Source organism: Micromonospora endophytica, from assembly GCF_003236305.1.
Classification (GTDB): domain Bacteria; phylum Actinomycetota; class Actinomycetes; order Mycobacteriales; family Micromonosporaceae; genus Micromonospora; species Micromonospora endophytica.
In genome coordinates, this window is record NZ_POTX01000367.1 from 1 (window position 1) to 4,137 (window position 4,137).

Sequence of the window (4,137 nt, forward strand, 5' to 3'; positions counted from 1 at the left end):
CCCGGCGCCCCCGCGCGCTGACGTCTGTCGTCCCGCCCGGCCTGCCCGCGCTGATCCCCGGGTCAGTGGCGGACGTCGGCGGGCTGGTCGGAGAAGGGCAGGCCCGCCGAGCGCCAGGCGTCCACCCCGCCGATCATGTCGGTGGCCCGATGCAGGCCGAGCGCGCGCAGGCTCGCCGCGGCGAGGCTGGAACTGTAGCCCTGGCGGCACACCACCACGACCTCGATGTCGTACCCGGTGGCTTCGGGGATGCGCCAGTCGCTGGCCGGGTCGAGTCGCCACTCCAGCACCGTGCGGTCGATCACGATGACGCCGGGTAGGTCACCCTGTTCCCGCCGCTGCGCCTCGGTTCGGGTGTCGATCACGAGCGCGCCCCGGGTGGCGGCCTGCACTGTCTCCTGCGGGGTCAACCTGGTCATGCCCGCGCGGGCCTGCTCCAGCAACGCCTCGACGCCGGGACTCATCACGGAATGGGACACGGCACGATCATGCCGCCCGGCTGCGGAGCTTGCGGTCCGAAGTGGTGTGGGACAACCCGATCGGTAACGTCGGGCTGGCGGGTCTGGTGCTGGCCCGACCGGCCCGTCCGGTTGTCGGCAGCGGGCCTGCCAGGTGGGCGGTACCACCAGGTGAGGGCGGCATACGATGCCGGTCATGACCACACCGATCATGACCGAGGCCGAGCTGCGGGCCGCCGTGGCGCGGGAACTGCCCGGGGTCCGGGCCGACCTGGAGCGGCTCGTCCGCATCCCCGGCATCGCCTTCGACGGCTTCGACCACGCCCACGTGGAGCGGTCCGCCGAGGCGGTGGCCGAGCTGCTGCGCGGCTGTGGGCTCGACGTGGAGGTCGTACGGGCCGGTGGGCAGCCGGCGGTGATCGGCCGCAAGGCGGCACCACCCGGCGCGCCGACGGTCATGCTCTACGCCCACCACGACGTGCAGCCGGTCGGGGACCGGACCCTGTGGGAGTCCGACCCGTTCGAACCGGTCGAGCGGGACGGGCGGCTCTACGGGCGGGGTGCCGCCGACGACAAAGCCGGCATCATGGCGCACCTCGCGGCGCTGCGGGCCTTCGGTGACCGGCTGCCGGTCGGCGTGGTGCTCTTCATCGAGGGCGAGGAGGAGTACGGCTCCGACTCGCTGGAGCAGTTGCTCGCCGAGCACCGGGACCGCATCGCCTCAGACGTCATCGTGATCGCCGACTCGACCAACTGGGACATCGGCGTACCGGCGCTGACCACCTCGCTGCGCGGCATCGTCAACTGCTTCGTCGAGGTACGCACCCTGGACCACGCGGTGCACAGCGGCATGTTCGGCGGCGCGGTGCCGGACGCCCTCACCACCCTGGTCCGGCTGCTCGCCACCTTGCACGACGACGACGGCAACGTGGCGGTGGCGGGGCTCGTCAGCCGGGACAACGCGACAGTCGACTACCCCGAGGGCCGGTTCCGCGCCGAGGCCGGGTTGGCTGCTGGCGTACAGCTGATCGGCACCGGCCGGATCACCGACCGGCTCTGGACCAGGCCGGCGCTGGCCGTGCTCGGGATCGACGCCCCGGCCACCGCGGAGGCACCGAACGCCCTGGTCCCGGCCGCGAAGGCGAAGCTGAGCGTACGGCTGGCGCCGGGTGACGACCCGACCCGGGCGTACGCGGCACTGCGTGACCATCTGGAGCGGCACGCGCCGTGGGGCGCGCAGGTGAGCGTCACCTTCGAACACGATGGTGCGCCGTGCGTCATCGACGCGACCGGGCCGATGTTCCAGGCGGCCCGCGCGGCCTTCCGTACCGCCTGGGACGGCACCGACCCGGTGGACATCGGCGTCGGCGGCTCGATCCCGTTCATCGCCACCTTCCAGGAACTGTTCCCGCAGGCGGCGATCCTGGTGACCGGGGTGGAGGACCCGCATGCCCGGGCACACGGGCCGAACGAGAGCCTGCATCTGGGCGAGTTCGCCCGGGTCTGCCTCGCCGAGGCGTTGCTGCTGGCCGCAGTGGCCGAGGCGGGACGCGCGGGAGTCGATGCGGAATCCCGGTGACCGGGGCGGCGCGCCCGGTGAATCCGTAACTTCACAGGTCAGGTGCCCGTTTCCGGTGTGTCGGACGGCGGGCTGTTGTAGCCTCTCGAACATGCGTACGAATGAGGTGATGGCCCGCTTGGAGGCCGCCGTCAGCGCACTGGGGGACGTCGATGTCTCCGCGTGGCCCGAGGACACGCTCAAGGAACAGCTCGGTGAGCTGTCCGCCGCCCTTGTCGCCCTGGACACGTCGCTGTCCCGCATCGCCGAGGAGGTTCGTGCCCGCGGCCTGCGGATCGAGGAATCGGTGCCGGCATGATCTCCGCCCGCCCGCGGCACCAGGTGTTAGGAGGGGCCCCCTGCTATACACCAGGCGTTAACAGGGGGCCCCTCCTAACACTTCTCCTTACGCTGGGGTGATGCGGTTTCTGGAGCTGGCGGCGACCTCGGCGGCAGTCGGCGCCCTCAGGGGTCGGCGGGCCAAGGTGGAGCTGCTCGCTGACGCGCTGCGCCGGCTCGCCCCCGACGAGGTGGCGGCCGGATCCGGTTGGCTCGCCGGTGAGCTGCGGCAGCGGCAGACCGGCGTCGGCTGGGCGAGCCTGCGTGACCTGCCGCCGCCGGCGGCGGAGCCGACCCTGACCGTGGCCGCGGTCGACGCCGCCATCGACGGGATCGCGGCGGTGCACGGGGCGGGCTCGCAGGCCCGCCGCCGGGGGTTGGTGGAGGCCCTCTACGCCGCCGCGACCGCCGACGAACAGCGCCTGCTGACCGGGCTTTTCCTCGGTGAGCTGCGGCAGGGCGCCCAGGCGGGGCTGCTCGCCGACGCGATCGCCCGCGCGGCCGAGGTGCCGGTCCCGGCGGTCCGCCGGGCCCTGCTGCTCGCCGGTGACCTGCGCGAGGTGGCGGTGGCCGCGTTGACCGGCGGGGCCGACGCGCTGGCCGGCTTCGGGCTGCAGGTCGGCCGGCCGCTCGCGCCGATGCTGGCGCAGTCCGCGTCGTCGGTCGACGACGCGCTGGTGGCCACCGGCACGCCCGCCGTGGTGGACGTGAAACTCGACGGCATCCGGATCCAGGTGCACCGCAGCGGCGGCGACATCGCCGTGTTCACCCGCAGCCTGGACGACATCACCGGCCGGGTGCCCGAGGTGGTGGCGGCGGTGCGCGCCCTGCCGGCACGGGAACTGGTCCTCGACGGCGAGGCGATCGGGCTGGACGAGACCGGCCGGCCGCTGCCGTTCCAGGAGACCTCAAGCGCTGCGGCCCGCCGAGCCGGAGCGGGCGTGGGCGCTGCCGGGCCGCCGGTCGCCCCGGCGGTACGCGCTGCCGCCGCGCGTACCGGCGCGACGGTGCTCACGCCGTACTTCTTCGACCTGCTGCATCTCGACGGCACGGACCTGATCGACCGGCCCGGCCGGGAGCGGTGGGCGGCGCTGCGGGGCGCGGTCGACGCCTCGCTGCTGGTGGGACGGGTGGAGGTGGACGGGCCGGAGCAGGCCGGGGCGGCGTTCGCCGCAGCGCTCGACGCCGGGCAGGAGGGCGTGGTGGTGAAGGCGCCCGACGCGCCGTACGATGCCGGTCGCCGCGGCTCGGCCTGGGTCAAGGTGAAGCCCCGGCACACCCTGGACCTGGTGGTGCTCGCGGTGGAGTGGGGCAGCGGCCGGCGCACCGGCTGGCTGTCCAACCTGCACCTGGGTGCCCGTGACCCGGCCACCGGCGGGTTCGTGATGCTCGGCAAGACGTTCAAGGGGCTCACCGACGAGTTGCTGCGCTGGCAGACCGAGCGTTTCCTCGGTCTCGCCATCGAACGCGGCGACTGGGTGGTCCGGGTCCGTCCCGAGCAGGTGGTGGAGATCGCCTTCGACGGTGTGCAGCGCAGCTCCCGCTATCCCGGCGGGGTGGCCCTGCGTTTCGCCCGGGTGATCCGCTACCGCGACGACAAGACCGCCGCCGAGGCGGACACCATCGACGCCGTCCGCGCCATCCACACCGCGCGCCCACCCGCGTCGATCTAGGGACAATCGTCGCCATCGGAGATCAACTAGCGACGATTGTCCCTAGATCGACGGGGAGGTGGGGGTGGCGGCGCGGTCGCGGGGGCGGGGGTCGGTGATGCCGGCGAGG

Annotated in this window: 4 protein-coding genes; 3 read left to right on the top strand and 1 reads right to left on the bottom strand. The window is 73.5% G+C overall.

Going from position 1 to position 4,137, the window contains the following annotated elements; translation table 11 throughout:
* Positions 1 to 62 precede the first annotated feature (62 nt).
* A complete protein-coding gene (locus C1I93_RS29090; RefSeq protein ID WP_111246459.1) occupies positions 63 to 464 on the bottom strand; it encodes a rhodanese-like domain-containing protein in 402 nt (133 codons plus the stop codon).
* 205 nt (positions 465 to 669) lie between these two features.
* Here C1I93_RS29090 and C1I93_RS29095 point away from each other — a divergent pair, with 205 nt between their 5' ends.
* The 3 genes from C1I93_RS29095 (at position 670) to C1I93_RS29105 (ending at position 4,028) form a co-directional block, all read left to right on the top strand.
* Complete coding sequence (locus tag C1I93_RS29095) at positions 670 to 2,037, top strand: dipeptidase (protein ID WP_181445378.1); 1,368 nt, start codon at positions 670 to 672, stop codon at positions 2,035 to 2,037.
* Between the two features lie 91 nt (positions 2,038 to 2,128).
* Positions 2,129 to 2,335, top strand: a complete 207-nt coding sequence (locus tag C1I93_RS29100) for a hypothetical protein (protein ID WP_111246461.1) — start codon at positions 2,129 to 2,131, stop codon at positions 2,333 to 2,335.
* 100 nt (positions 2,336 to 2,435) lie between these two features.
* Complete coding sequence (locus C1I93_RS29105) at positions 2,436 to 4,028, top strand: ATP-dependent DNA ligase (protein ID WP_111246462.1); 1,593 nt, start codon at positions 2,436 to 2,438, stop codon at positions 4,026 to 4,028.
* The last annotated feature ends 109 nt before the right edge of the window (positions 4,029 to 4,137 follow it).

Excerpts from the sequence above, each read along its gene's own strand:
- C1I93_RS29090 (WP_111246459.1), bottom strand. The coding sequence starts at position 464 with ATGAGTCCCGGCGTCGAGGCGTTGCTGGAGCAGGCCCGCGCGGGCATG.
- C1I93_RS29095 (WP_181445378.1), top strand. The coding sequence starts at position 670 with ATGACCGAGGCCGAGCTGCGGGCCGCCGTGGCGCGGGAACTGCCCGGG.
- C1I93_RS29100 (WP_111246461.1), top strand. The coding sequence starts at position 2,129 with ATGCGTACGAATGAGGTGATGGCCCGCTTGGAGGCCGCCGTCAGCGCA.
- C1I93_RS29105 (WP_111246462.1), top strand. The coding sequence starts at position 2,436 with ATGCGGTTTCTGGAGCTGGCGGCGACCTCGGCGGCAGTCGGCGCCCTC.